The sequence below is a fragment of the Streptomyces pratensis genome (assembly GCF_016804005.1).
Classification (GTDB): Bacteria; Actinomycetota; Actinomycetes; order Streptomycetales; family Streptomycetaceae; genus Streptomyces; species Streptomyces pratensis_A.
Window position 1 is genome coordinate 6744643 of sequence record NZ_CP051486.1, and the last position, 24493, is coordinate 6769135.

A 24493-nucleotide genomic window follows, 5' to 3' on the forward strand; every position below is an offset into this window, starting at 1 on the left:
GAGGACGTACGCCCAGGTGGTCCCGGTCCGGACGGAGCCGGCGCTACTTCTTGCCCTTGCTCTCGCCGGCCGAGTCGTCGGTCGACAGGACGGAGATGAACGCGTCCTGCGGCACCTCCACGTTGCCGACCATCTTCATCCGCTTCTTGCCTTCCTTCTGCTTCTCCAGCAGCTTCCGCTTACGGGAGATGTCACCGCCGTAGCACTTGGCGAGGACGTCCTTGCGGATGGCGCGGACGGTCTCACGGGCGATGACGCGGGAGCCGATGGCCGCCTGGATCGGCACCTCGAAGTTCTGCCGGGGGATGAGCTTCTGCAGCTTGGCGACGAGCCGGACGCCGTACGCGTACGCCGCGTCCTTGTGCGTGACGGCGGAGAAGGCGTCGACCTTGTCGCCGTGCAGCAGGATGTCGACCTTGACGAGCTGTGCGGCCTGTTCCCCCGTGGGCTCGTAGTCGAGCGAGGCGTAACCGCGGGTCTTGGACTTCAGCTGGTCGAAGAAGTCGAAGACGATCTCGGCGAGCGGCAGGGTGTAGCGGATCTCCACCCGGTCCTCGGAGAGGTAGTCCATGCCGAGCATGATGCCGCGCCGGCTCTGGCAGAGCTCCATGATCGCGCCGATGAACTCGCTGGGCGCCAGGACCGTGGCCCTCACGACCGGCTCGTGCACCTTGTCGATCTTGCCTTCGGGGAACTCGCTCGGGTTGGTGACGATGTGCTCGGCACCGTCCTCCATCTCGACGCGGTAGACCACGTTCGGGGCGGTGGCGATCAGCTCCAGACCGAACTCGCGCTCCAGGCGCTCGCGGATCACGTCGAGGTGCAGCAGGCCGAGGAAGCCCACGCGGAAGCCGAAGCCGAGCGCGGCCGAGGTCTCCGGCTCGTACACCAGGGCGGCGTCGTTGAGCTGGAGCTTGTCCAGGGCCTCGCGCAGGTCCGGGTAGTCGGAGCCGTCCAGGGGGTAGAGGCCCGAGAACACCATCGGCTTGGGGTCCTTGTAGCCGCCCAGCGCCTCGGTCGCCCCCTTGTGCAGGGAGGTGATGGTGTCACCGACCTTGGACTGCCGGACGTCCTTCACGCCGGTGATGATGTAGCCGACCTCGCCCACGCCGATGCCGTCGGCCGGGGTCATCTCCGGGGAGGAGACACCGATCTCCAGCAGCTCGTGGGTGGCGCCGGTCGACATCATCCGGATGCGCTCACGCTTGTTCAGCTGGCCGTCGACGACCCTGACGTAGGTGACGACACCGCGGTACGGGTCGTAGACCGAGTCGAAGATCATCGCGCGGGCGGCCGCGTCCGCCTGGCCGACCGGGGCCGGCACGTCCCGGACCACACGGTTGAGCAGGGCGTCCACACCGACACCGGTCTTCGCGGAGACCTTGAGCACGTCCTCGGGCTGGCATCCGATGAGGTTGGCCAGCTCCTCGGAGAACTTCTCGGGCTGCGCGGCGGGCAGGTCGATCTTGTTGAGCACCGGGACGATGGTGAGGTCGTTCTCCATCGCCAGGTAGAGGTTGGCCAGCGTCTGCGCCTCGATGCCCTGGGCGGCGTCCACCAGGAGGACGGTGCCCTCGCACGCGGCCAGGGACCGGGAGACCTCGTAGGTGAAGTCCACGTGACCCGGGGTGTCGATCATGTTGAGGACGTGGGTCGGGCCCTCGCCCTCACCGTCGGTGGGCGCCCAGGGCAGACGGACCGCCTGGGACTTGATGGTGATGCCGCGCTCGCGCTCGATATCCATCCGGTCGAGATACTGGGCGCGCATCTGCCGTTGGTCGACCACTCCCGTCAGCTGAAGCATCCGGTCGGCAAGAGTCGACTTGCCGTGGTCGATGTGCGCGATGATGCAGAAGTTGCGGATCAGCGCCGGGTCGGTACGGCTCGGCTCGGGCACGTTGGTAGGAGTCGCGGGCACGCAGGGTCCTGATTCTTGAGACGTCGGACGCCGTGTCTCGGGTCGATGTCGGGTCGGACGGATCGATACGTAGCCTCCATGCTCCCACGCCTGCGGGACCGGGACCGGTTTGGGCCGGTCCGAGGGTGACTGCTACCGTGGGCAGCTGTGCCTCGTGGCCCTCAGAAGCAGCGTGGCGCACATAGGAGATCCAACGAACCTGAAAAGGCTCTTTCGTGGCGAACATCAAGTCCCAGATCAAGCGGAACAAGACGAACGAGAAGGCGCGCCTGCGTAACAAGGCCGTCAAGTCCTCGCTCAAGACCTCGATCCGCAAGGCCCGTGAGGCTGCCGCTGCCGGCGACGTCGAGAAGGCCACTGTGGCCGTCCGTGACGCCTCCCGCCAGCTCGACAAGGCTGTCTCGAAGGGCGTCATCCACAAGAACGCCGCCGCCAACAAGAAGTCGGCGCTGGCTCTCAAGGTTGCCTCCCTCCAGGGCTGAGCTACTGATGTGATCGCCGGAACGGACTCAGCGGGCCCTCTCTCCCGCTCCTGACCGGCACCCGCGCCGCACACCGAACCTGCGTTCGCCACGCGGGTGCGGCGCACAAAGCGTTGACCGAAGGCCCCGGCCGCGTCCTCCCCAGGACGCCGGCCGGGGCCTTCGTGCTGCACTGCGGGCTGCGGGCTGCGGGCTGCGGGCTGCGGGCTGCGGGCTGCGGGCTGCGGGAGGGCAGCACTTGCTGGGGGTTGGGGTATTCCTGCCTGCCACCTGCGGGCGTTGCCTGCGGGCGGCTTCGTGCGGGCGCTTCCTGCGGGGCGCGGCCGTGGTGCGCATGGTTGCGGCGGGCGGCGGTGGCGTTGCGCATGGCGTGGTGGGCGGCGGTGCTGCTGGGATCCGGCGCCGAGTTCTGTGGTGCCGGAGCCCAGTGTTCGGGTTCGCTGGTGCGGGATTGGTGGTACGGGATTCGCTGGTGCGGGATTCGCTGGTGCGGCGGGCGGGCGGTCTCAGCGGCCGCCGGAACGTGCCGCGCGGGCGACAGCGACCACGGCCTTCTCCAGGGCGTACTCGGGGTCGTCCCCGCCGCCCTTGACGCCGGCGTCTGCCGCCGCGACCGCGATCAGCGCCGTCGCCACGCCGTCCGGTGTCCATCCGCGCATCTGCTGACGTACCCGGTCGATCTTCCAGGGCGGCATGCCGAGCTCCCTGGCCAGGTCCGCCGGGCGCCCGCCGCGGGCGGAGGAGAGCTTGCCGATCGCCCGGACGCCCTGCGCGAGGGCGCTGGTGATCAGCACGGGGGCGACACCCGTGGACAGCGACCATCGCAGAGCTTCCAGCGCTTCCGCCGCCCGGCCTTCGACCGCGCGGTCGGCGACGGTGAAGGAGGACGCCTCCGCCCGGCCCGTGTAGTAGCGGCCGACGACCGCCTCATCGATGGTGCCTTCGACATCCGCGGCCAGCTGCGAAACAGCACTCGCCAGCTCCCTCAGGTCGCTGCCGATGGAGTCGACGAGCGCCTGACAGGCCTCCGGGGTCGCGGAACGTCCGAGCGTCCGGAACTCCGCACGCACGAAGGACAGCCTCTCGGCCGGCTTGGTGGTCTTGGGACACGCCACCTCGCGCGCCCCCGCCTTCCGCACCGCGTCCAGCAGGCCCTTCCCCTTGGCCCCGCCCGCGTGCAGGAGCACGAGGGTGATCTCTTCGGCGGGGGCACCCAGATACGCCTTGACGTCCTTCACGGTGTCGGCGGAGAGATCCTGCGCGTTGCGCACGATCACCACTTTGCGCTCGGAGAAGAGCGAAGGGCTGGTGAGCTCCGCGAGCGTGCCGGGCTGCAATTGGTCCGAGGCGAGGTCGCGGACGTCCGTGTCGGCGTCGGACGCGCGGGCCGCAGCCACCACATGCTGCACCGCACGGTCCAGGAGCAGGTCCTCCTGGCCCACGGCGAGCGTGACGGGGGCGAGCGGGTCGTCGGTGGAATTACGTCTGGTGGCCATCGCGCTCCAGCATCCCACGCCCCTGTGACAGCGCTGCCGGGGCAGCCGCCCCGGCGGACCGCCGGTCCTGTCGTACCGGAGAATGTGCGGGTGAGCGATGTGAGACATGTGCTGGTACTGCCCGACCGAGACGCGGCCGAGGAAGTTGCCGGTGAGCTGCCCGACCGGTTCGGCGTGACCGAGGAACCGCAGCTCGTGCGGGACGCCCTGGCCGGCGAGGACGACGCCGAGGACGCCCAGTGGCTGGTGGTGGTCGAGGACCCGGCCGCACGGCTGGACTCCGCGGCGCTCGACGCGTTCGCCGCGGAGTACGAGGGGTGGCTGGAGGCGCCGTAGGGGCACAGCCGTACCGCGCCGGATGCAGACGTACTCGGGAACCCGGCACCGCGCGGGGCACGCTGTACCGCTCGGGCTCCCGGTACTGCGCGGGGCAGGCCGTACGCCGAGCAGTGTCAGCCCTTGGGGACGATCTGGATGTCCATCTCGATCTTGATGCTCGGGCCGACCACCGCGATTCCGCGCGCCAGCATCGTCTGCCAGGTGAGGGTGAAGTCCTCACGGTGCAGCTCGGTCGTCGCCCGGCAGGCGGCCCGGGTCTCGCCCTCCAGGCCGTTGCCCAGACCGAGGTACTGGGTGTCCAGCGTGACCGTGCGGCTCACACCGTGCAGGGTGAGCGCACCGGTGACGCCCCAGCGTGTGCCACCGCGGTGGACGAAGCGCTCGCTGTAGAACTCGAGGGTCGGATAGCGCTCGATGTCGAGGAAGTCGCCGGACCGTAGGTGGTCGTCCCGCATCTGGACGTTCGTGTCGATCGACGAGGCGTCGATGATCACGTGCATGGCGGAGTCCTCCATGCGGTCGGCGATCCGCACGGCACCGGCGAAGGTGTTGAACCTGCCGTGGATACGGGCCATACCGATATGGCGTGCCGTGAACCCGATCTGGGTGTGCGCAGGCTCGATCTCCCAGTCACCGGGATCGGGCAGCTGCGGAGGCTGAGCCACCTGGAGGGAGACGTCGCCGAGGTTCGCGTGGTCCCCCTGGCGCACGGTGACCGGCCCGTGGAACGGAGTGAAGCCCTCTGCCGTGACGCCCAGGCGGTAGTCGCCGGCCGGGACGGTGGCGACGACGTTTCCGAAGGGGTCGGTCTCTCCGCCGACGACCTTGCGGCCCCCGCTGTCGGTGACGACGAAATCGGCTTGCCGTACAGCCTCGGAGACCGGGTCCAGTACCCGGCAACTCAGCATTCCGGCGTTGAGCGGCACCGGGATCCCGACCGGGGCGTTGCTCTGTGCAGTGCCGGACTTCGCTCTGTTGCCTAGCCAACGGCCGAACATGCGCACGTACTCCCCAGGGGCGGTTCTCACCTCGGACCCTGACAGCCGGACGTCGTTGTCGGAGCAGCGGCCCGCCGACGAATATGCATTCGATCACCGTTGCGACGTTCGAGGCAAACGCAGCAGCTCAGAAGGGGTTGTACCGAGCTGTGCCCTGCTGTGCGTCGCTGTACGCAGGTGATAGCGAAGGTCCGTATTGATCGGAACCCGACACATGCCTGCCGCGCATGTCTCGCGATCCGTGCCGCACATGTCCCGTGGCCCAGGCGGACAGGTCAAGCGGTCCGTGCCGCTCGTCTCGGGGGGGGCGGAGTCGGACGTGTCGCGTGGTCCGGGTAGCACATGTCACAAGGCCGGAGTCGGGCGCACGGTGGGCAGGCGGGTGAGGGCCAGGCCGAAGTGGTCCTGGTAGGCGGCCAGCACCTCGGCGTCATCGCCCAACTCCGTTTCGTGCCGTTCACCTCGCACGGTCGTGATCAGAGTTCGGCCGCGGAGCGTCACCCGGCCGTCCCGCGTAGTCAGGGAACAGACAGGTGACCGGGTGAAATGGGAGTCCGGTGAAGTCCGGTGGTACCAGGAACCTGCCCGGAAGTCCGCCAGCACACGTGGACGCAGGTCCAGACGGAACTGCCGCGAGCCGTCGCGAAGCAGATCGCGGTCTCCTTGCGGCGCCTCCCTGAAGCGGAAGCTGCCGCAGGGATCGTCCTGTTCGGTGTGTGTGTCCAACTCGAGTGGATGCAGGGCGTGGTCGCCGAACCCGACATCGGCGAGCCACGGGCCCGTGTCGTCATCGGTCTCCACCCGCAGTGCGACGTGGTCGTACGGGATGCCGAGGCGTCCCTCGTCTCCGAAGACTCGTGCCTGAAGCAGGGCGACACGGAAGCCGAGTTCGCGCAGCAGCGCGGCGAAGGCACCGTTGAGTTCGTAGCAGAAGCCACCACGGTGATCCTTCACGATCTTGCCGACCAGCTTCTCCTCCTCCAGGACGATGTCCTCGGCAAGATGGATCGAGAGGTTCTCGAACGGCACGGTCCTGAGGTGACGGAGCTGCAACTCGCGTAGTGCCGCAGCATCGGCACGGGCGGGGCGTGCCGCACCGATGCGCTCCAGATAGGCGTCCACCCAGGCGGGGGCAGGCGCGGCCGACTGCTGCGATTCCTCGTTCATGTGGTGAGTCTGTCGCGGCGCATCGGGCGGCGCCACAAGCCCCTGGTCCTAGGACCGCCGTCGGATGCGGCGGCCACGGCCGATGGCTAGCGTGTGGGCCATGACGGAGCGAGAGCCGGCGCGGAGCCTGGAACAGCGCAAGCAGGACGCACTCGAACGTCTGGAGAAGGACGAGGACGTATGGGTGGCGACCGCCTCCCCCGACGGTGTGCCGTGTCTGGTGCCGTTGTCGTTCGTGTGGGACCGGGGCACACTGCTGATGGCCACCCGGCGCGCCAATCCGACGGCGGTCAACGTGACTCCGTCCGGGCAGATCAGAGTCACCCTCGGGCACACCCGCGATGTGGTGCTGATCGAAGGAACGGCCGACATCGTGGAGGGTGCGGACCTCCCCGCCGAGTCGGGGGACGCCTTCACCGCCAAGCTCCACTGGGATCCGCGCGACCGCCGGGCATGGGTGTATCTGCGCGTCACGCCGTACACCGTGAAGGCGTGGCGCGAGGAGAACGAGCTGGCCGGACGCGAGCTGATGCTGGACGGCACCTGGCTGGGCTGACAGCGTGCACAGCCTCAGCAGCAGGCGCCGGCCTGACGGTACGGACCGGCTCGGCAGCGTCGACAGGCCTGACGGTACGGACCGGCTCGGCAGCGTCGACGGGCCTGACAGCGCGGACCGGCTCGGCAGCGTCGACGGGCCTGACAGCGCGGACCGGCTCGGCAGCCGAAGCGGGATCCGTTGAGCTGAGGCCGACTGCCGGGACCGGGCCCACTGCCGAGACCGGGCTGGCAAGGGGACACAGCACTGGACGCACCTCGCGTTCATGACCGGCCTGCCGCACGCAGCCCCGCGCCGGCGCCCGTCACTGCGATCGCACCATGGACGTCGGTGCGCAGAACCTTCGCTCCCGCCGCTTCGAGCGCTTCGAGCGTACGGGCCGCCGGATGACCGTACGGATTTTCCGCACCACAACTGATCAGCGCGAGCCTCGGGCGGGCATTGCGCAGGAGCGCGGCGTCCTGGTGAGCGGAGCCGTGGTGCGCCACCTTGAGTACGTCCACCCGGGGCAGCGCCGGATGGCTGCGCAACACCCCTTGCTGCGAAGGGGGTTCGAGATCGCCGAGAAGGAGCAAGGTCAACCCGCCCGACCGGACGAGGAGGGTGACGCTGGAATCGTTCGGCTCATCGGTCACGTAGGCCGGTGCCGCCCCCGGCACGGCTGCCGCCGGCCAGAGCACCTGCCAGTCGAGCGGACCCGTCCTGCGTCGCTCGCCGGGCGCTGCCCGGACCACCGGGATACGCGCCGCCGCGGCCGTCCTCCTCACGAAGGCCGCCTGTTCCGGCGGCTCGTCGAGGCTCGACGTCTGGATGGCACCGACCTCTCGGCCCTTCAGCACACCCGGCAGGCCGCGCACGTGGTCGGCGTGGAAGTGGGTCAGCAGCAGAAGAGGCACGCGGGTGATGCCGAGGTCGCGCAGACAGCGGTCCACCAGGCGAGGTTCAGGGCCGGCGTCCACGACCACTCCCGTGCCGTCCCCGGCTGCAAGCACCATTGCGTCTCCCTGCCCGACATCGCAGAGCGCGAACGCCCAGCCCGGCGGAGGCCATCCCGTCATCAGCCGGGTGAGCGGCACCGGTCTCAGCACCGCGAGCACCAGCAGGAGCGCGGCCGCGGAACAGATCCAGGGGTGGCGGGCCAGTCGGCGGGCGGACAGCACCAGCAGGACCGTGAGAACGGCCAGGAGAGCCGCACCGCGCCAGCCTCCCGGCCAGTCGAGCTCCGCTCCCGGGAGCGCGGCCCCTGTGCGGGCAACGGACGCGATCCATCCGACCGGCCAGCCTGCGATCTCGGCCAGCACTTCCGCCACCGGCATGGACGCGGGGGCGATGGCGAGCGCGGCGAATCCCAGGACCGTCGCGGGCGCCACCGCGAATTCGGCCAGTAGGTTGCAGGGAATGGCCACCAGGCTGACCCGCGAGGCGAGGACCACGACCACCGGTGCGCAGACCGCCTGAGCGGCTCCTGCGGCGGCCAGCACCTCGGCGAGCCGTGCCGGGACCCCGTGCCGCTGCAGAGCGCCGCTCCACTTCGGTGCGAGGGTGAGAAGCGCTCCGGTGGCGAGCACGGACAGCAGGAACCCGTAACTGCGGGCGAGCCACGGGTCGTACAGCACCAGCAGCAGAACGGCTGCGGCCAGAGCGGGAATCAGCGATCTGCGTCGGCCCGTCCCGATGGCGAGCAGTGTGATCAAGCCGCAGGCAGCCGCGCGCAGGACACTGGGCTCGGGACGGCAGACGATCACGAACGCGAGCGTGACCCCGCCGCCTGCGAGGGCGGTCATGCGCAGCGACATGCCCAGCCGGGGTGCCAGGCCTCGTCGTTCGCTGCGGAGCGCCGTGCCCGGTGGGCCGATGAGCAGAAACAGGAGGATCGACAGGTTGGCGCCCGACACGGCGAGCAGATGAGTGAGGTCGGTGGCCTTGAAAGCCTCGTGCAGATCGGGCGGAACCCGTGAGGTGTCACCGACGACCAGCCCCGGCAGGAGCGCCCGCGCATCGGCGTCGAGCCCGTCGGTGGCCTCCCTCAGCCCGGACCGCAGCTGTCCTGCGGCACGTTGGAGAGCGGTGGGCTCCACGGTGACCCGCGGTGGGTCGTCCGCGTCGGTGCGCAGGACGGCGGCAATGCCTTCCCCCTCGTGACGCGGTGGTGCGAGCCGCCCGCTGATGTGGAGGCCTGCCGACGGCAGCAGCCGCTGCCACGGCGCCGTCGCGTCCCCTGGGGAGACCATGAGGAGCACCGGGGTACGGAGCTTGGTGACCGTGCCGTCGGGGGCGGTCAGCCGATCGATCCGGGCATCCAGTAGCAGGGACACGGGCGTGCTGCGGTCTCCCCGCACCTGTGGTTGGGTCTGCCGGGGGTCGGACATGACGGTCACCTCGGCCTCGACCTGCACATACGACTCCGCCAGCCCGGGGACAGGACCGCTGCGGGCGTCCGCGCCATGGAGCGCGGCCGCTGCCGCTCCGGCGGCCGCACAGAGCAGCGCCCCGGCCGCGACCGTGGTGCGCGTCCCCGCGCCCCGGTGCGGCCTCGACACTCCTGAAGCCCCGTCTGCCTGTCCCGCCCGCCCTGCCGGGCCGAGCCGTCCCCCCTGGGCCGGCGGATCCGCCACGCCTCGGTCCGCTGCTCGTGCCACGATCCGGGGCACGGCGAGAAGGCTCAGAGCGGCGCACGCGCAGAGGACCGTCCCTACCGCTGCCCACCGCCCGGGCGCTCCCAGTGCCAGGACAGCTGCCGCCCAGGCTGCCAGAGCGGGTGGGACCAGCCTCAGGTCGGCCGGGGCCTCCTGCCGGGGGTCGGCGGCCCCCAATCGCCGCCCCGAATCCGTGTGGACGTCAGGACCGTGCGCCGCGCGGACGTCAGGACCGTTCATGGCCTGACCAGCGGCCGGAGGTCCGCGAACCGGCGGTCCCCGATGCCCTTGACCTCGCGGAGCTCGTCGACGGAGCGGTAACCCCCGTGCTCGGTGCGGTAGTCCACGATGTGCTGGGCGAGCACCGGCCCGACACCGGGCAGGGTTTCGAGCTGCTCGACGGTGGCAGTGCCGAGGCTCACCGGCGCCACCGGTCCCGCCAGTCCCGCGGTGGCACCGCCTGCTCCCGCTCCGCCCACGGCTGGTGGTGCGGCGGGCAGGCCCACCGCCACCTGCTCACCGTCCGTCAGAACACGCGCACGGTTGAGCCCGGTGGTGTCGGCGCCCTCACGGACTCCGCCCGCGGCCCTGAGGGCGTCCTCGACACGGGAGCCTGCCGGCAGATGGCGGATCCCCGGTCGGCGCACCTTGCCGCTCACATCGACGACGATCTGGCCGTGGGGTGTGACGTCGGCCTGCGCTCCCGCGGCCGGACCGGGTGTGAGGCCGCCGGTCACCTGAGCGTTCGGCGATCCTGGCCCGGCCGCTTGGATCGCTGCGGCTTCCGTGACCCGGTCGGGAGCGCTCACGGCCTCGGGGCGGGCCGACCAGAAGTGCGCCGCCGCAAGTACAGCCGCCCCGACCAGGACAACGGCGAGCGCGGCGAGGGCGCGTGGCTCCAGGCCGCATCGCAGCTGAACCCACAGGGGTAAGCGATCACGCAGAGCGGGCCCGGCTTCTCGCCACCACCTCGGCCGCACATCAGAGCTGTCGGGCACACCACGGCGTGGCAGATGCGGCGGCCCGGCCGAAGAGGCCCCCTCGGAGCTCGCTTCGGATGTCGTGCGCGCGGGCGGGGCCACTGCCCAGGCCGGAGCCGCGCGGGCAGGTCCGGACACGTCGGCCGGCGTCGGCGGCCCCGCCCCCGCTCGCGGCGTCGCAGCCCTTCCCGCAGCCGTCCCCACGCCCGGCGCTGACTGAGCGGTTGCAGCAGCAGTGGCTGCGCCGGTCCCGGCTCCGGTCACCGACCGCTCGACGGCCATGAGCGCGTCCGCCCGGAGCCGGGACGCTGCGGCGATCTCAGCCTCCGACCCGCGCGCTGCGCGCCGTCGGCGCCCGTGCCGGCCACCGGACGCGGTACCCGGCGACGTACCGGCCACCCCACCGGGCCGGACACCGGGCCCGTGCCGGCCATGCCCCACCGCGCGGGACCTGTGGGGCACACGATGTGCGGCACGGTGTGTTGGCGAGTGCGCCAGCGGGTCCGCACGCGCAGGCAGATCCGCCAACCGGCGCGTGGGCGGATCCAAGGCCGCACGCGCAGGCACATCCCCCAACCCGTACGTGAGCGAGTTCGTGGTGTCGCCGGCCGGGTGCTGCCGGTCGGCCGGGCTCTGCCGGTCGGTGGCATGGCTGGATGCGGGAGGTGTTCGGAGGGTCATGCCTCACGACGCTAGACACTCGCAGAGAAATCCGCCGAGGTGACCCGATTACGGTGGATAACTCGTGAGTTGTGGAAAACTACATCACCCGCCGGGGTGCGGTTCAGCGCGGTGCAACCACCGCTCCCAGCAGCCCCGGCCCGGTGTGCGCGCCGATCACCGCACCCACCTCGCTCACATGCAGATCGACAAGTCCCGGGACCCGTCCTCGCAGCCGCTCGGCGAGCCGCTCGGCCCCGTCGGGAGCGGCCAGGTGATGGACGGCGATGTCCACAGCACCCGCGCCGGCCTCTGCGGCGACGATCTCCTCGAGGCGCGCGATCGCCTTGGAGGCCGTCCGCACCTTCTCCAGCATCTCGATGCGCCCGTCGTGGAGTTGGAGCAGCGGTTTGACCGCCAGAGCCGACCCCAGCAACGCCTGGGCCGCACCGATGCGCCCGCCTCGGCGCAGGTAGTCCAGCGTGTCCACGTAGAAGAACGCCGATGTACCCGCTGCACGCTTCTCCGCCGCTGCGACCGCCTCGTCCAGGCCGCCACCCGCCTCGGCGGCCTCGGCCGCAGCGAGGGCGCAGAATCCCAGAGCCATGGCGACCATGCCGGTGTCGACCACACGAACCGGCACGGGCGCGTCCTTCGCGGCGAGCACGGCGGCGTCATACGTGCCGGAGAGCTCGGCCGACAGGTGGAGGGAGACGATGGCCGTGGCTCCCGCCTCCGCCACGGCCTGGTACGCGGCGGCGAAAACTTCCGGGCCGGGCCGCGACGTGGTCACGGAGCGGCGCTTCTGCAGAGCCAGCGCCAGCGACCGGGCCGAGATCTCCGAACCTTCCTCCAGGGCCTGATCACCCAGGACGACGGTCAGCGGCACCGAGGTGATGCCGTGCCGTTCCATCGTCTGGGGCGGCAGGTAGGCCGTTGAATCGGTGACGATCGCGACATGGCGGGACATGAGCCGGAGATTACCTTCCGGGGCAGGGGCACGGCAGCCCGGGACCGACCTGCTCATCATTTCCGATCGTCCCGAGATCCATTCTTGAAGCACTCAGGACGTGTTGGAGGCGTTCAGGACACGGCCGAACGCGTCAGGCGGCCGCTCCGGCTGAGGTCGGCCTCCGCATCGCCGGTGACGTCAGTTCGTGGTCTCCGGCTTGGCGGACTTCTGCCAGGGATAGTCCGTGCGCAGCCGCGGGTCCGGAGGGGTGAGCGAGGGCGGCGCATCCTCCTTGGCCGGTCCGCTCCAGCTGTGCCCGGCCGTCCCCCCCTGTGACACCGGCTCCTCGGACGTCCAGTGACGCAGGGCCCCGGCCTCGAGGTCGATCTGTGCGTTGAGCGCCGCAAGATCGTCGTCCGCGAACTGCCTGGCCCGGTCACGCGCCGCCCAGCGCAGCGACTCCGCCGAGTGTGTGATGCGCTCCGTGCGCTCCTTCAGATCCGGCAGAAGCGTGGCCACCGTCGCCCGGTCGGGCTCGCGTTCCAGCCGCTTGAGATCGTCGTCGAGCTCGCGTCCGTGCGCGCTCAGGCGCTCGAAGAGGCCCAGCGACTCCGAGAGGGAGGCGTCCTCCGCCACTCCGGCGTTCAGCGCGTCCTGGGTGGCCCGCATCGACGTGCGCAGCGTGAGCCTCAGCTGGGCCAGCTCCCCCGGCACTCCGGGCTGACCGTAGCTCTTGGCCCTCAGCGCGGTGTCCTCCACGGATCGGCGTGCCTGCGTGATCGTCCGGTCCACACCGCGCTTGGCCGCGCGCACCGCCTTCACACCGGCGTACACCCCGAGCGCCATGAACGCCACGAACAGCAGCGTCAGGATCAGGATCACGGCTTCCATGAACGCCCCTAGGTTGTCGAATCGGCTGCCGGTGAGCGGTCGCCTCTTCTACCGTAAACGGAACGGGCAGGCCGAGGGTTCCACCGGAACCCCCAACCTGCCCGTAGGGGAAAGCCCTGGCACATCCGCGCGGTCCGCCCGGCGCCGTCGCAGGGATGCTCCGGGCAGCCCGGGCGCCGTTACGCGGGGACGATGTTGACCAGCTTCGGCGCGCGCACGATGACCTTGCGGATGCCGGCACCGCCCAGTGCGGCGACGACGTTGGCATCGGCCAGGGCCAGTGCCTCCAGCTCCTCGTCAGAGATCGCCGGGGAGATCTCCAGACGTGCCTTGACCTTGCCCTTGACCTGAACCACGCAGGTCACGGTCTCGTCGACGACGTACGCCGGGTCGGCGACCGGGAAGTCCTGGTGGACGACGGACCCGGTGTGGCCCAGCCGGCGCCACAGCTCCTCCGCCACGTGCGGCGCCAGCGGGGCGATCAGCAGCACCAGCCGCTCGGCGACCGAGCGCGACAGCGGACCGCCCGCCTTCGTCAGGTGGTTGTTCAGCTCGGTGACCTTGGCGATGGCGGTGTTGAACCGCATCCCTGCCATGTCCTGGCCGACACCGTCGATGGCCTTGTGCAGCGCACGCAGAGTGTCCTCGTCCGGCTCCGTGTCCACGACGGTGACCTCGCCGGTCTCCTCGTCGACGACGTTGCGCCACAGCCGCTGCAGCAGCCGGAACTGCCCGACCACGGCCCGGGTGTCCCAGGGACGCGAGACGTCCAGCGGGCCCATGGCCATCTCGTACAGCCGGAGGGTGTCCGCCCCGTACTCTCCACAGATCTCGTCGGGCGTCACGGCGTTCTTCAGGGACTTGCCCATCTTGCCCAGGACGCGGCTGACCTTCTCGCCGGCGTAGTAGTAAGCCCCGTCGCGCTCCTCGACCTCCGCGGCCGGAACCGCGATGCCGCGGCTGTCACGGTAGACGAAGGCCTGGATCATGCCCTGGTTGTACAGCTTGTGGAACGGCTCGGCGGACGAGATGTGCCCCAGGTCGTGCAGCACCTTGGACCAGAAACGTGCGTACAGCAGGTGCAGCACCGCGTGCTCGGCACCGCCGACGTACAGGTCGACGCCACCGGTGGGCTGACCCTCGCGCGGCCCCATCCAGTACTGCTCGATCGCCGGGTCGACCAGCCGCTGGTCGTTGTCCGGGTCCAGGTAGCGCAGCTCGTACCAGCAGGAACCCGCCCAGTTGGGCATGGTGTTGGTCTCGCGGCGGTAGTTTCGCGGACCGGCGCCGTCGCCCAGGTCCAGGGTGACGTTGACCCAGTCGGCGTTCCGGGACAGCGGGGTCTCGGGCTGGGTGTCGGCGTCCTCCGGGTCGAAGGTGCGCGGAGAGTAGTCCTCGACCTCGGGCAGCTCCAGCGGCAGCATCGACTCGGGCAGCGGGTGGGCGATGCCTTCCTCGTCGTACACGATCGGGAAGGGCTCTCCCCAGTAGCGCTGGCGGCTGAACAGCCAGTCACGCAGCCGGAAGTTGACGGTGCCCTCGCCGACGCCGTGCGCCTGCAGCCATTCGGTGATCTTCGCCTTGGCGTCGACGACGCCCAGGCCGTCCAGGGAGATCTCGCCGTTCGCCGAGTTGACCAGCTTCGCGTCGTACGAGCCGAAGGCGTCCTCCCAGGTCGAGGCGTCCGTGCCACGGTCGTCCGACGGCTCGACGACACAGCGCATCGGCAGCTCGAAGGCGCGCGCGAAGGCGAAGTCGCGTGCGTCGTGCGCCGGTACGGCCATGATCGCGCCGGTGCCATAGCCCATCAGGACGTAGTCCGCGATGAAGACGGGCACCTTCTCGCCGCTGACGGGATTGGTCGCGTAGGCCCCGGTGAAGACACCGGTCTTGTCCTTGGCCTCCGCCTGCCGTTCCACGTCGGACTTGGCCGCGGCCTGCTTGCGGTACGCGGTGACGGCCTCGGCCGGGTTCGCGTGGCCTCCGGTCCACACCGGGTGGGTGCCCTCGGGCCAGGCGGCGGGGATGATCCGCTCGATCAGCTCGTGCTCGGGCGCCAGCACCATGTACGTGGCACCGAACAGGGTGTCCTGGCGGGTGGTGAAGACGGTGATGTCCCCGGCTCCGTCGACGGGGAAGTCGACGCGCGCACCCTCGGACCGGCCGATCCAGTTGCGCTGCTGCAGCTTGATCGCCTCGGGCCAGTCCAGCCCGTCCAGGTCGTTCAGCAGCCGGTCCGCGTAGGCGGTGATGCGCATGTTCCACTGGCGCAGCTTGGCCTTGAAGACGGGGAAGTTACCGCGCTCGGAGCGGCCGTCTGCCGTCACTTCCTCGTTGGCCAGCACGGTGCCCAGCCCGGGCGACCAGTTGACGGGCGCGTCCGAGGCGTACGCCAGGCGGTACTGCCCCAGGAGGTCGGCGCGGTCGGTGGCGCTCAGCTCGCCCCACTCACCGCCGCCGGGGACCGGGCGCTCACCGCTCTCGAACTGGGCGACCAGTTCCGCGATCGGGCGGGCCCGGTCGGCCTCGGTGTCGTACCAGGAGTTGAAGATCTGCAGGAAGATCCACTGGGTCCACTTGTAGTAGTCCGCGTCGATCGTCGCGAACGAGCGGCGCTTGTCATGGCCCAGGCCCAGCCGGCGCAGCTGGACCTTCATGTTCTCCATGTTGGCCTCGGTGGAGGCCCGCGGGTGCGTGCCCGTCTGCACGGCGTACTGCTCGGCCGGCAGCCCGAACGCGTCGAAGCCCAGGGTGTGCAGGACGTTGTGCCCGGTCATCCGCTGATGGCGCGCGTAGACGTCGGTGGCGATGTAGCCCAGGGGGTGACCGACGTGCAGACCGGCCCCCGAGGGGTACGGGAACATGTCCATGATGAACTTCTTCGGCCTGGCGGCCAGCTCCGGATCGTCCGCCAGATCACCGGTCGGGTTGGGCGCCTCGTACGTCCCCTCGGCGTCCCAGAAGTCCTGCCAGCGTGCCTCGATGTCGGCGGCCATCGCTGCCGTGTAGCGGTGCGGCGCGGCCACCTCGGCCGCGGTATTCGTCTCGCTCATGATCCTCAAAGCTCCATCGATCGTCATCTGCCGGCGCCCACGTCTACGGACACACGTCTACGGAAACGAAAAATCCCCTCGCACAGGAGGGGACGCCGCGCCGAGTCCGACCAGGCATTCTCACCGGTCGGGAATGATCAGCGCGGCTCGCTAAGCAGAAGGCGTACGGCACGCATGGCGTCAGGGTACCGCACGGGCACGGCGCCCGGCCCGGCAGATATTCGGCGGGAAAGCCGCAGGGTCGGCCGGTGCCGGAACCGATGGGCACACCACCCGCGCGAACCTTCCACATGACCCACACAGTCCGGAGGTTACTCCGCGTACTGCCCCCTATCGGGGCAACAGTTCAAACCTCGTACCGGCCGGTATGCGGCGACCTAGCATGCGGCAACGGGACCGCTTTGCCGAGCCATTCGGAGTCGCCCCCATGAAGCCTCATCGCAGGATCCGTTCCTCCCCCTCCATGAGTCACAGCCCAGGAATGAGCCGCCCCGTGCGGGGTGGGCTGACCGTAGCGGCGATGGCCCTCATCCCGCTGCTCGCCGTCGCGGGGAGCGACGGCATGCGAGCCGCTTTCGACTTCACCACAGGTGTCCTGACCCTGGTCTCCCTCACCGCAGCCGTTGCCTGGGGCCTGCTGGCCACCGACAGGATGTTCCTCTCGACCCGTCAGCGGATCATCTGCCAGGGCATCCACCGGGCCGCCGCCGTCGCCTCACTGGGCTTCCTGCTGCTGCACGGGACGGTGAAGGTCGCTCTCGGGCACGTCGGACTGCTCGGCGCCCTCATACCGTTCGGTACGGGCGTGGGCGGCACCGCGGGTCTCATCGGCTTCGGCTCCCTGGCCGGACTGCTGATGATCGCTGCTGCGGCGACCGGTGCCATGCGCAGCGCCTTCGCCACCCCGGGCAGGATCGCAGGCCGGTGGCGTGCGCTGCACGCCTTGGCGTACCCCGCCTGGTGCTCCGCGCTGGTGCACGGCCTGTACGCGGGCAGGGAACCCGCGACCTGGGTCGTCGTGATGTACATGCTCTGCCTGGTGGCGGTGGCCGCCGCACTCGCCCTGCGTCTGCTTCCCGGCCCGGCCAAACGGCTGCTCACAGAGTTGGTCACCGGCCTGACCGGCCCGGACGCCCCTCCGTCCGCATCGGATCCGGTCATGCGCACCGCCCCGCTCCCCGGCTCGGAACAGATGTCCGCACCGTCCGGCCCGGGCCTTCCTCCTGACGCACCCGGCTGGGGCGACGACGACCGCCGGGCACGCGGTACCCCCGTCCGCCCCAGGAAGCTCGCCGCCCCGGCTCCGCCCGGAGCGCCGGGGGGCACGTCCCGGCAGGCCGAGCAGCAGCTGTACGGCCACCAGCAGTACGAACCCCCGCCACGGAGCTCCGAGCGGCTCAGCCCGGGCCCCGTGCCCGCCCCGGCACCGAGCGGCGGCTCCCGGCCCGATATCTCCGCGGCGTACCGCGCCGTCTCACGCCCGTACGTCCGCCCGCCCGAGCGGGGGGACGACCGATGGCCCGCGCCGTCCCCGCCACCCCCCGCGCAGGCGCTCAGGCCCGCGTACGCCCCGCCCCCGGGCCCCTCCTCGGAGACCGAGCAGCTGCCGGGGCCGCTCTATCCGCCCTCGGCAGGAGAGCCCTGGCACGCGCCGGCAGGAGACCGACCGTGAACGTCCCCCTCCCTGACGTGCCCGAGGTCCGCGTCGTCGGGCTCCCTCAGCTGACCACCGGCTTCGACCTGGTGGAACGACTGGACCTCGCCATGCACCTGAAAGTGCACGGCCCGCTGGAACCGGTGGCAGGTGAGCGGCTGGCCGAACTGGCGGAGTCCGTCTCGCTGCGCGGCCGGGGCGGCGCGGGCTTCCCCTTCGGGAAGAAGCTGCGCGCGGTCGCGAAGGCCTCGATACGGCGCGGGGTGCGGCCCGTCGTCGTGATCAACGGCAGCGAGGGTGAGCCCGCCTGCCGCAAGGACACCGTGCTGCTCAACCGCTCCCCGCACCTCATCCTCGACGGCGCCCTGCTCGCCGCTGAGGCCCTCGGCGCACGCACCCTGGTCGTGGCCGTCACACGTAACTCCACGGAGATCTCGGTGCGGGCCGCCCTGGCCGAACGGGGTCTGTCCGACCGTCGCGGACAGCATCTCCGCGCCCGGGTGGTACGCACCCCGGAGCGCATGGTCTCCGGGGAGGCGTCAGCGGTCATCCGGGCGGTGAACGGCGGCCCCGCCCTGCCGCCGGGCCGCCGCGAGCGCGCCGCGGAGTCCGGCGTGGCCGGCGCCCCGACGCTTCTGTCGAACGCTGAGACGTACGCTCAGCTCGCTGTGGCCGCCCGCCTCGGCCCCGGCCGCTACGGGCACACGGGCCTGCCCGACGAACCCGGCACCGTCCTTCTCACGGTCTCGGGTGCGGTGGCGCACCCGATGGTGATCGAGGTACCCACGGGAGTGCCCCTGCGCTATGTCCTGCAGCTCGCCGGAGCACCGCCCCTGCCCCAGGGCGTACTCACCGGCGGCTATCACGGCAACTGGATCGACGCGGTCGCCTCGCACGACGCCATGGTCTCCAGAGCCTCTCTGGCCGCGGCGGGCGGCGCACTCGGCGCCGGTGCCATCCTGCCGATCGGTCCGGAAACCTGCCCGCTCGGTGAGTCACTGCGGATCGCGAACTGGCTGGCCGCCGAGACCGCCGGCCAGTGCGGTCCCTGCAAGCTGGGGCTGCCCGCCGCCGCGGGCGGTCTCTCCGACGTACTGAACGGTGGCGGTCCCGCCGCCCTGGAGGCACTCCGCGAGGTGACCCAGGCCGTGAAGGGCCGCGGGGCGTGCAAGCACCCGGACGGATCCGCCCGGTTCCTGGCGTCCACCCTCTCGGCGTTCACGGACGACCTCGCCGCGCACGTGCTGGACGGCGGCTGCGGACGGAAGACCCTGGGAGTGCTGCCGTTGCCCTCCCCCGGCTACGAGGATCTGGAGGAGTCCATCCCGAGCGGGGAGAGACTGGCGGTGGACTGGACGCTCTGCCAGGGGCACGGCCTGTGTGCGGACATCGTTCCGGAACTGATCAGGCTGGGCCCCGACGGCTATCCGGCGCTCGCGGACGCCGCTGTTCCCATGCACCTGCGGGGCCGGGCACAGCGTGCTGTGCGGCGATGCCCTGCCCTGGCCCTCCGCATCGAACGGGCACCCGCCGAACGGCCCGCGCTCCCGAGCGCTCAGCGCAGGGCCCTGGGCGGCGGACGCGGCTGATTCACACGCCCCGCGGACACGACAGTGGTGACGGACACAACGAGAAGCGGGTCATCCGATATCGGATGACCCGCTTCTTAACTGTGGAGCTAAGGAGAATTGAACTCCTGACCTCCTGCATGCCATGCAGGCGCTCTACCAACTGAGCTATAGCCCCGTGCTGTCTGCCGCCTGGTTTCCCTGGCGACATCGAGAACATTACACGGTCCCACCGGCCCATCAAAAATCGTTTCCACTCTGTCCGCATATGACTGGCCGACGAGGCCCTGACCAGCGGTTGCTCGCATGATGACCAGCGGGGCCGGAGGTACCGAGTCAGGCGGTGGCGAAGGAGTAGAAGCGTTTGAGGGTGCAGTGCTCCTCCAGGAGCCGGCCGTAGATCGGCTCCCCCTCGAGCTCGCGGTAGGTCTCGATGGGGTCGCCCTTTATGATCAGCGCCCGCGCGCACTCCTCGCACCAGTACTGGAACTCCGTGTTGACGGGGTCCATGTCCCGCACGATGGGCGTACCGCTGCCGCACCAGTCGCACTTCCGCCTGTGTGCACCCATCCGGTCAGCTCCGAGGGTGGCCGGAGGCCGTGCGCGTGAAGGAGGAGTCCTCTTGCGAGGCGCCGAGCGAGCGGGGCGCGGTGGAATCTCGGGTGGTGCCGGAGCAGTTGGTCGCGGTGGGGGCAAGGAGCGGACCCGGGGCCCGTACGCGGCTCGCAGGCATCGCGCTCCCTCCCGATCGGTCCGTCGCCCCCTCCGGCGCTCCGATTCTGCCATGGCCTCGCAAGGGGGTCAGCCCGACGACCGCCCCGCCGGCTGTCTTTGTCCTGAAGGGAGGGTCCCGAAGCAGTCGGCTCACCTGCGAAGAAGACGCCGGACCACCCTGCCGGCCCTTGTCCCGGGCGGGATAAGGCAGTTGAGGCATGAGCGGTGCGGCGTACCGCTCCGGATCCGCACAACTGGCAAAAAAAGATCCCGCCCCCTGCCGGGGACGGGATCTTGACTGTGGAGCTAAGGAGAATTGAACTCCTGACCTCCTGCATGCCATGCAGGCGCTCTACCAACTGAGCTATAGCCCCGCTGTCCGCTGTGTTTCCCTGCGTTTCCGCGCTGCGAACAAGAAGAACTTTAGCCTGCGACGAGCCGGAAAGTGAAATCCGGCCCCCGCCGCCCGGAGAAGGCCTCCGGGCGCCCGCTAATCGTCGTCGCCGAGCACCGGCTCAGGGAGGGTTCCGGCGTTGTGCTCGAGCAGGCGCCAGCCGCGCGCGCCTTCACCCAGCACGGACCAGCAGCAGTTGGAAAGCCCGCCGAGCCCCTCCCAGTGGTGGGCCTCGAGCCCGAGCAGACGGCCGATGGTCGTCCGGATCGTGCCGCCATGGCTCACGACGACGAGCGTGCCCGCGTCAGGCAGCTTTCCGGCGTGCTCCAGGACGACCGGGGCGGCTCGGTCCGCGACCTCGGTCTCCAGCTCGCCACCGCCCCTGCGGACCGGCTCACCACGCTTCCACGCGGCGTACTGATCGCCGTACTGCCCGATGATCTCCTCGTGCGTGAGGCCCTGCCAGGCGCCCGCATACGTCTCCCGCAGAGCGGAGTCGTGTGCGACGTCGAGACCGGTGACCGAAGCGAGCTCGTGTGCCGTGGCCGCCGCCCGCCGCAGGTCGGACGCGACGATCGCGTCCGGCCGCAGCGATGCGAGCAGCCGGGCGGCGCGGCGCGCCTGCCCGACGCCGGTCTCGGTCAGCTCGATGTCCGTGGAGCCCTGGAAACGGCGCTCCAGATTCCACGCCGTCTGACCGTGCCGCCAGAGGACGATCTTGCGGCCCTTGCCGCTCCGGCTGCCGTTCAGCTCTGGTCACCTTCCGTGCCGCCGTTGAGCTGGGCGTGCTCCTCGGCCTTGCCCCGGGTCTTGATCGCGTCCTCGGGGAGGGCGATCTCGGGGCAGTCCTTCCACAGCCGCTCGAGCGCGTAGAACACACGCTCCTCGCTGTGCTGGACGTGGATCACGATGTCGACGTAGTCGAGGAGGATCCAGCGGGCGTCGCGGTCGCCCTCGCGGCGTACCGGCTTGGCGCCGAGCTCCTTCTGCAGCCGCTCCTCGATCTCGTCGACGATCGACTTGACCTGGCGGTCGTTGGGAGCCGAGGCAAGCAGGAAGGCGTCGGTGATCGACAGCACGTCGCTGACGTCGTAGGCGATGATGTCGTGCGCGAGCCGGTCGGCCGCCGCCTGGGCGGCGGCGTTGATGAGCTCGATGGAGCGGTCCGTGGCGGTCACATGCAGGCTTTCGTCGGCGGTCAGATCAACCTCTAGGGTCTCACGGACCGCCGACAGCCCTTACGACGTCTACTCGGGGATCTTGTAGTTCTGTCCGAGGGCGACGGACACATCGGCATTCGCCGCGGGCTCGCCCTTCTTCACCGAGCTCTCCGGCAGGCCCAGGGTCTTGGCGACCTCGATCGCCTTCGCCTTGTCCTCCGCGGCCCCGTAGACCACTTCGGACGATGCCGCGGCGTCCGCCTTGCCGCCGTCGACGAAGGCATAGCCACCGTTGACGAGCTGAATCCTGGCGTGCTCCGTGCCCTTCGCGTTCCCCGTGGCGTTCTTGATGCCCACGCGTACGGCCGCACCCTGGTCAGGGGCCTTCACCTTGCCGCCCAGGACGTCCTTGACGACGCTTTCGGTGGCCTTCTCGGTCATGGTTCCGTCGCTCTGGACCGGAAGCAGCTCCGTCTTGTAGTCGCCCACCTTGGCGTGCCCCGCGAGCTTCGCCAGCGAGGCGCCCAGGTCCTGCTCGGGCAGGGAGGGGTCGAGGATCTGCGCGAGGGTCTCGATGGTGATGGTCGCGGCCTTGGGGTCCTCCGACAGCTTGCGCAGCACGCTGCGCATGACCTCTCCGAAGCGCGTCAGCTGCTTGGCCTCCGGCTCGCCCGGGCCCTGATATGTGGCGTACGCGACGGCCATGGGGCCGCTCAGCGTCTGCGCCTCCCCCTTGTTCACGAGCGGCGAAGCGCCCTTCTTGGCGTCGGGCACATCCGTGTCGGTGTCGACCTCGATGTTGCCCACCAGCTCGACGAGGTTCTCGAGGTACGGGGTGTCGAGCCGCCAGGTGCCACTGATGCTGGTGCCGAGGAGGGTGTCGATGGCCTCGCGGGTGCCGGAGGACCCGTCGTCGTCGACGGACTTGCCGAGCGTCGTGGTGGACCCGTCCTCAGAGGCCACCGCAAGCGAGTTGGGGAGCAGGACGGTGGTGCCCTGCTCGGTGGTGACGTTGTCGACGAGCAGCGCCGTGGAGGTGCCGCCCTTCTTGGTGTTGTGCAGATGGACGACGATGACGTCCCGTTTCTGGGGGCCGGTCGCCGTGGCGTTCTGCTCGTCGCTGCCGGAGACCCCGGGGATCTTCCCGGCGAACCAGAGGTAGCCCGCGCCGCCGACGACCACGAGAGCCACGACGACTATGAGCGCGACCATCCGGTTGTGCCCACGCCGACGTGCTTCCTCGCGCCGCTCGCTGCGGCTCTCGGTGAATTTCAGCCAGTCGATGACATCTTCGGAGTCCTCGTCGGGCTCCTCGATGAAGGAGAACTGCTCGGTTCCGTGGTCACGCTCGCCACGTCGCTGCCCGGGAACGGCGGTGTCGGGCGCGGGTTCGGGCTCGCGCCGCTGTTCGGGCACCGGTGGCGCGGGGGCGGCAGCCACCGGTGCCGCGGGGGCCGCCTCGGGCGCGCTCCACTGCTGGGTGGAGTCGTCCACGGCCGGCTGCCGGCCGGTGTCGTAGCCGTACGCGCCGTAACCGGAGTCGTCGTACCCGTACCCCTGCTGGGCCGGCTGCGCCTGCTGCTGCTGCGTGGGCTGAGCGGCGTACGGGTCGTACTGCTGCTGCTGCGCACCGGCGTACGGGTCATAGCCGTAGCCCTGCTGCGGCTGCTGCTGGTACGGGTCGTACTGCTGCTGCCCCTGCTGCTGGTAGACCGGCTGCCCGTACTCGTCGTAGCCGATGATCTGCGGCTGCTGGTACGGGTCGTACGGGTTCTGTCGGTCGTTCACAGGTGCCCCTCTCCGTGGCTCATTCGCCGCGGTACAGCTGGCGCTTGTCGATGTAACGGACGACACCGTCCGGCACCAGATACCAGACCGGCTCCCCCTGCGCGACCCTGGCACGGCAGTCCGTGGACGAGATCGCCAGCGCGGGAACCTCCACCAGCGAGACGCCGCCCTTGGGCAGCCCGTCGTCCGTCAGCAGATGACCCGGCCGGGTCACGCCGATGAAGTGGGAGAGCGAGAACAGCTCCTCGGCGTCCCGCCAGGTCAGGATCTGGGAGAGGGCGTCGGCGCCGGTGATGAAGAAGAGGTCCGCGTCGCCGTGAACCGTGCGCAGGTCCCGCAGCGTATCGATCGTGTAGGTCGGTCCGCCGCGGTCGATGTCACTGCGGCTGACCGAGAACTGCGGGTTGGACGCAGTCGCGATGACCGTCATCAGATAGCGGTCCTCGGCCGGGGACACCTGCTTGTGGCTCTTCTGCCAAGGCTGCCCGGTCGGGACGAAGATGACCTCGTCGAGGTGGAAGTGAGCGGCCACTTCGCTCGCCGCCACCAGGTGTCCGTGATGGATCGGGTCGAATGTCCCGCCCATCACGCCGAGTCGGCGCTTGCCGCGGCCGGTAGGCACTTCCTGCTCTCCCATGCGTGCAGACCCTACTGGCACAGACGTTCGCCTCTGCCTCAGCGGTCCCGGTTGAAGCGAGTGGTGATCCACAGCAGGATCATCAGCGCGACGAAGGCGCCGATGCCGGTGAGGTACGGGCTGAGGCTTTCGTGGTTACCACCCTGCTCGCCTTCGGAGGCGAGGGTGACCAGCTGGTGCGTGGTGCTCGAGAGGCTCATCTTCTGCAGGACCTATCCATCGGGAGTCAGGAGGGAGACGTCGCGCACATCGTATGCGGGCGCCACGGGCACGCTCACGCCGACTCAGTCGTTGTTGTCGTCGTTGCGGTATCCACGTAGCAGGAACCAGGCGAGCAGGGCAGCTCCGACGAGTGCGACGAGCAGCACGACGCGGAGTGTGTCGCCCGGCCCCTGATCCTCGGACACAGCGGCGAGCATGACGGCGGTATGCGGCATTCCGGGCGCTCCT

22 protein-coding genes and 2 tRNA genes are annotated in these 24493 nt (G+C 70.2%); 6 read left to right on the forward strand and 18 right to left on the reverse strand.

What is annotated here, in order from left to right:
* Nucleotides 1-43: 43 nt before the first annotated feature.
* Nucleotides 44-1918 (reverse strand): translation elongation factor 4, encoded by a 1875-nt coding sequence (gene lepA, locus HED23_RS28220; protein ID WP_203186182.1) that lies wholly within the window; start codon nt 1916-1918, stop codon nt 44-46.
* Between the two features lie 215 nt (nt 1919-2133).
* Here lepA and rpsT point away from each other — a divergent pair, with 215 nt between their 5' ends.
* Entirely contained in the window at nt 2134-2400 is a 267-nt protein-coding gene (gene rpsT / locus HED23_RS28225) for a 30S ribosomal protein S20 (RefSeq protein ID WP_203186183.1), read from the forward strand.
* Nucleotides 2401-2906: 506 nt separating this feature from the next.
* On the opposite strand, the gene holA is transcribed toward rpsT, so the two are convergent.
* On the reverse strand, nt 2907-3896 hold the full coding sequence (gene holA / locus HED23_RS28230; protein WP_203186184.1) for a DNA polymerase III subunit delta: 990 nt from the start codon (nt 3894-3896) through the stop codon (nt 2907-2909).
* A 90-nt stretch (nt 3897-3986) separates the two neighbouring features.
* Here holA and HED23_RS28235 point away from each other — a divergent pair, with 90 nt between their 5' ends.
* The gene (locus HED23_RS28235; protein WP_203186185.1) at nt 3987-4232 is read left to right on the forward strand and encodes a hypothetical protein; all 246 of its coding nucleotides are present in this window, start codon (nt 3987-3989) and stop codon (nt 4230-4232) included.
* A 116-nt stretch (nt 4233-4348) separates the two neighbouring features.
* Here HED23_RS28235 and HED23_RS28240 read toward each other — a convergent pair whose 3' ends face one another.
* Both HED23_RS28240 and HED23_RS28245 read right to left on the reverse strand, forming a co-directional pair.
* The gene (locus HED23_RS28240) at nt 4349-5233 is read right to left on the reverse strand and encodes a YceI family protein (RefSeq protein ID WP_203186186.1); all 885 of its coding nucleotides are present in this window, start codon (nt 5231-5233) and stop codon (nt 4349-4351) included.
* Nucleotides 5234-5578: 345 nt separating this feature from the next.
* Complete coding sequence (locus HED23_RS28245) at nt 5579-6400, reverse strand: arylamine N-acetyltransferase family protein (protein ID WP_203186187.1); 822 nt, start codon at nt 6398-6400, stop codon at nt 5579-5581.
* 100 nt (nt 6401-6500) lie between these two features.
* Here HED23_RS28245 and HED23_RS28250 point away from each other — a divergent pair, with 100 nt between their 5' ends.
* Both HED23_RS28250 and HED23_RS28255 read left to right on the forward strand, forming a co-directional pair.
* Nucleotides 6501-6956 carry a pyridoxamine 5'-phosphate oxidase family protein gene (locus tag HED23_RS28250; protein ID WP_203186188.1) on the forward strand — a complete coding sequence of 152 codons (456 nt, stop codon included), beginning with the start codon at nt 6501-6503 and terminating at the stop codon, nt 6954-6956.
* Between the two features lie 4 nt (nt 6957-6960).
* Complete coding sequence (locus HED23_RS28255; protein WP_203186189.1) at nt 6961-7140, forward strand: hypothetical protein; 180 nt, start codon at nt 6961-6963, stop codon at nt 7138-7140.
* Between the two features lie 79 nt (nt 7141-7219).
* On the opposite strand, the gene HED23_RS28260 is transcribed toward HED23_RS28255, so the two are convergent.
* The 5 genes from HED23_RS28260 to leuS form a co-directional block, all read right to left on the reverse strand.
* On the reverse strand, nt 7220-9832 hold the full coding sequence (locus tag HED23_RS28260; RefSeq protein ID WP_203186190.1) for a ComEC/Rec2 family competence protein: 2613 nt from the start codon (nt 9830-9832) through the stop codon (nt 7220-7222).
* Nucleotides 9829-10329 carry a helix-hairpin-helix domain-containing protein gene (locus tag HED23_RS36140; RefSeq protein ID WP_398084660.1) on the reverse strand — a complete coding sequence of 167 codons (501 nt, stop codon included), beginning with the start codon at nt 10327-10329 and terminating at the stop codon, nt 9829-9831. Before HED23_RS36140 ends, HED23_RS28260 begins: the two co-directional genes overlap by 4 nt.
* Nucleotides 10330-11356: 1027 nt before the next feature.
* Nucleotides 11357-12202: a DegV family protein gene (locus tag HED23_RS28270; RefSeq protein WP_203186191.1), complete on the reverse strand. Its 846-nt coding sequence runs from the start codon at nt 12200-12202 to the stop codon at nt 11357-11359.
* Nucleotides 12203-12382: 180 nt separating this feature from the next.
* Nucleotides 12383-13075, reverse strand: coding sequence for a hypothetical protein (locus HED23_RS28275; RefSeq protein ID WP_203186192.1), 693 nt, complete (start codon nt 13073-13075; stop codon nt 12383-12385).
* Nucleotides 13076-13254: 179 nt separating this feature from the next.
* Complete coding sequence (gene leuS / locus HED23_RS28280; protein ID WP_203186193.1) at nt 13255-16128, reverse strand: leucine--tRNA ligase; 2874 nt, start codon at nt 16126-16128, stop codon at nt 13255-13257.
* 481 nt (nt 16129-16609) lie between these two features.
* Here leuS and HED23_RS28285 point away from each other — a divergent pair, with 481 nt between their 5' ends.
* On the forward strand, nt 16610-17800 hold the full coding sequence (locus HED23_RS28285; protein WP_203186194.1) for a hypothetical protein: 1191 nt from the start codon (nt 16610-16612) through the stop codon (nt 17798-17800).
* Nucleotides 17797-19371 (forward strand): NADH-quinone oxidoreductase subunit NuoF family protein, encoded by a 1575-nt coding sequence (locus tag HED23_RS28290; RefSeq protein ID WP_203186195.1) that lies wholly within the window; start codon nt 17797-17799, stop codon nt 19369-19371. Before HED23_RS28285 ends, HED23_RS28290 begins: the two co-directional genes overlap by 4 nt.
* A gap of 84 nt (nt 19372-19455) precedes the next feature.
* Here the strand turns inward: HED23_RS28290 and HED23_RS28295 are convergent.
* The 9 genes from HED23_RS28295 to HED23_RS28335 all read right to left on the reverse strand — a co-directional run bounded on the left by HED23_RS28295 (nt 19456) and on the right by HED23_RS28335 (nt 24480).
* Nucleotides 19456-19528, reverse strand: a tRNA-Ala gene (locus HED23_RS28295).
* A 158-nt stretch (nt 19529-19686) separates the two neighbouring features.
* Nucleotides 19687-19920 carry a hypothetical protein gene (locus HED23_RS28300; protein ID WP_014156331.1) on the reverse strand — a complete coding sequence of 78 codons (234 nt, stop codon included), beginning with the start codon at nt 19918-19920 and terminating at the stop codon, nt 19687-19689.
* Nucleotides 19921-20365: 445 nt separating this feature from the next.
* A tRNA-Ala gene (locus tag HED23_RS28305) sits at nt 20366-20438 on the reverse strand.
* A 116-nt stretch (nt 20439-20554) separates the two neighbouring features.
* A complete protein-coding gene (locus HED23_RS28310) occupies nt 20555-21208 on the reverse strand; it encodes a histidine phosphatase family protein (RefSeq protein WP_203187668.1) in 654 nt (217 codons plus the stop codon).
* Nucleotides 21205-21636 carry a ribosome silencing factor gene (gene rsfS, locus HED23_RS28315; protein ID WP_010062919.1) on the reverse strand — a complete coding sequence of 144 codons (432 nt, stop codon included), beginning with the start codon at nt 21634-21636 and terminating at the stop codon, nt 21205-21207. Before rsfS ends, HED23_RS28310 begins: the two co-directional genes overlap by 4 nt.
* 69 nt (nt 21637-21705) lie before the next feature.
* Entirely contained in the window at nt 21706-23406 is a 1701-nt protein-coding gene (locus tag HED23_RS28320; RefSeq protein WP_203186196.1) for an LCP family protein, read from the reverse strand.
* Between the two features lie 19 nt (nt 23407-23425).
* Nucleotides 23426-24043, reverse strand: coding sequence for a nicotinate-nucleotide adenylyltransferase (gene nadD, locus HED23_RS28325; protein WP_203186197.1), 618 nt, complete (start codon nt 24041-24043; stop codon nt 23426-23428).
* Nucleotides 24044-24081: 38 nt separating this feature from the next.
* Entirely contained in the window at nt 24082-24243 is a 162-nt protein-coding gene (locus tag HED23_RS28330; RefSeq protein WP_203186198.1) for a hypothetical protein, read from the reverse strand.
* Nucleotides 24244-24327: 84 nt separating this feature from the next.
* Nucleotides 24328-24480 carry a hypothetical protein gene (locus tag HED23_RS28335; protein WP_203186199.1) on the reverse strand — a complete coding sequence of 51 codons (153 nt, stop codon included), beginning with the start codon at nt 24478-24480 and terminating at the stop codon, nt 24328-24330.
* Between the last annotated feature and the right edge of the window lie 13 nt (nt 24481-24493).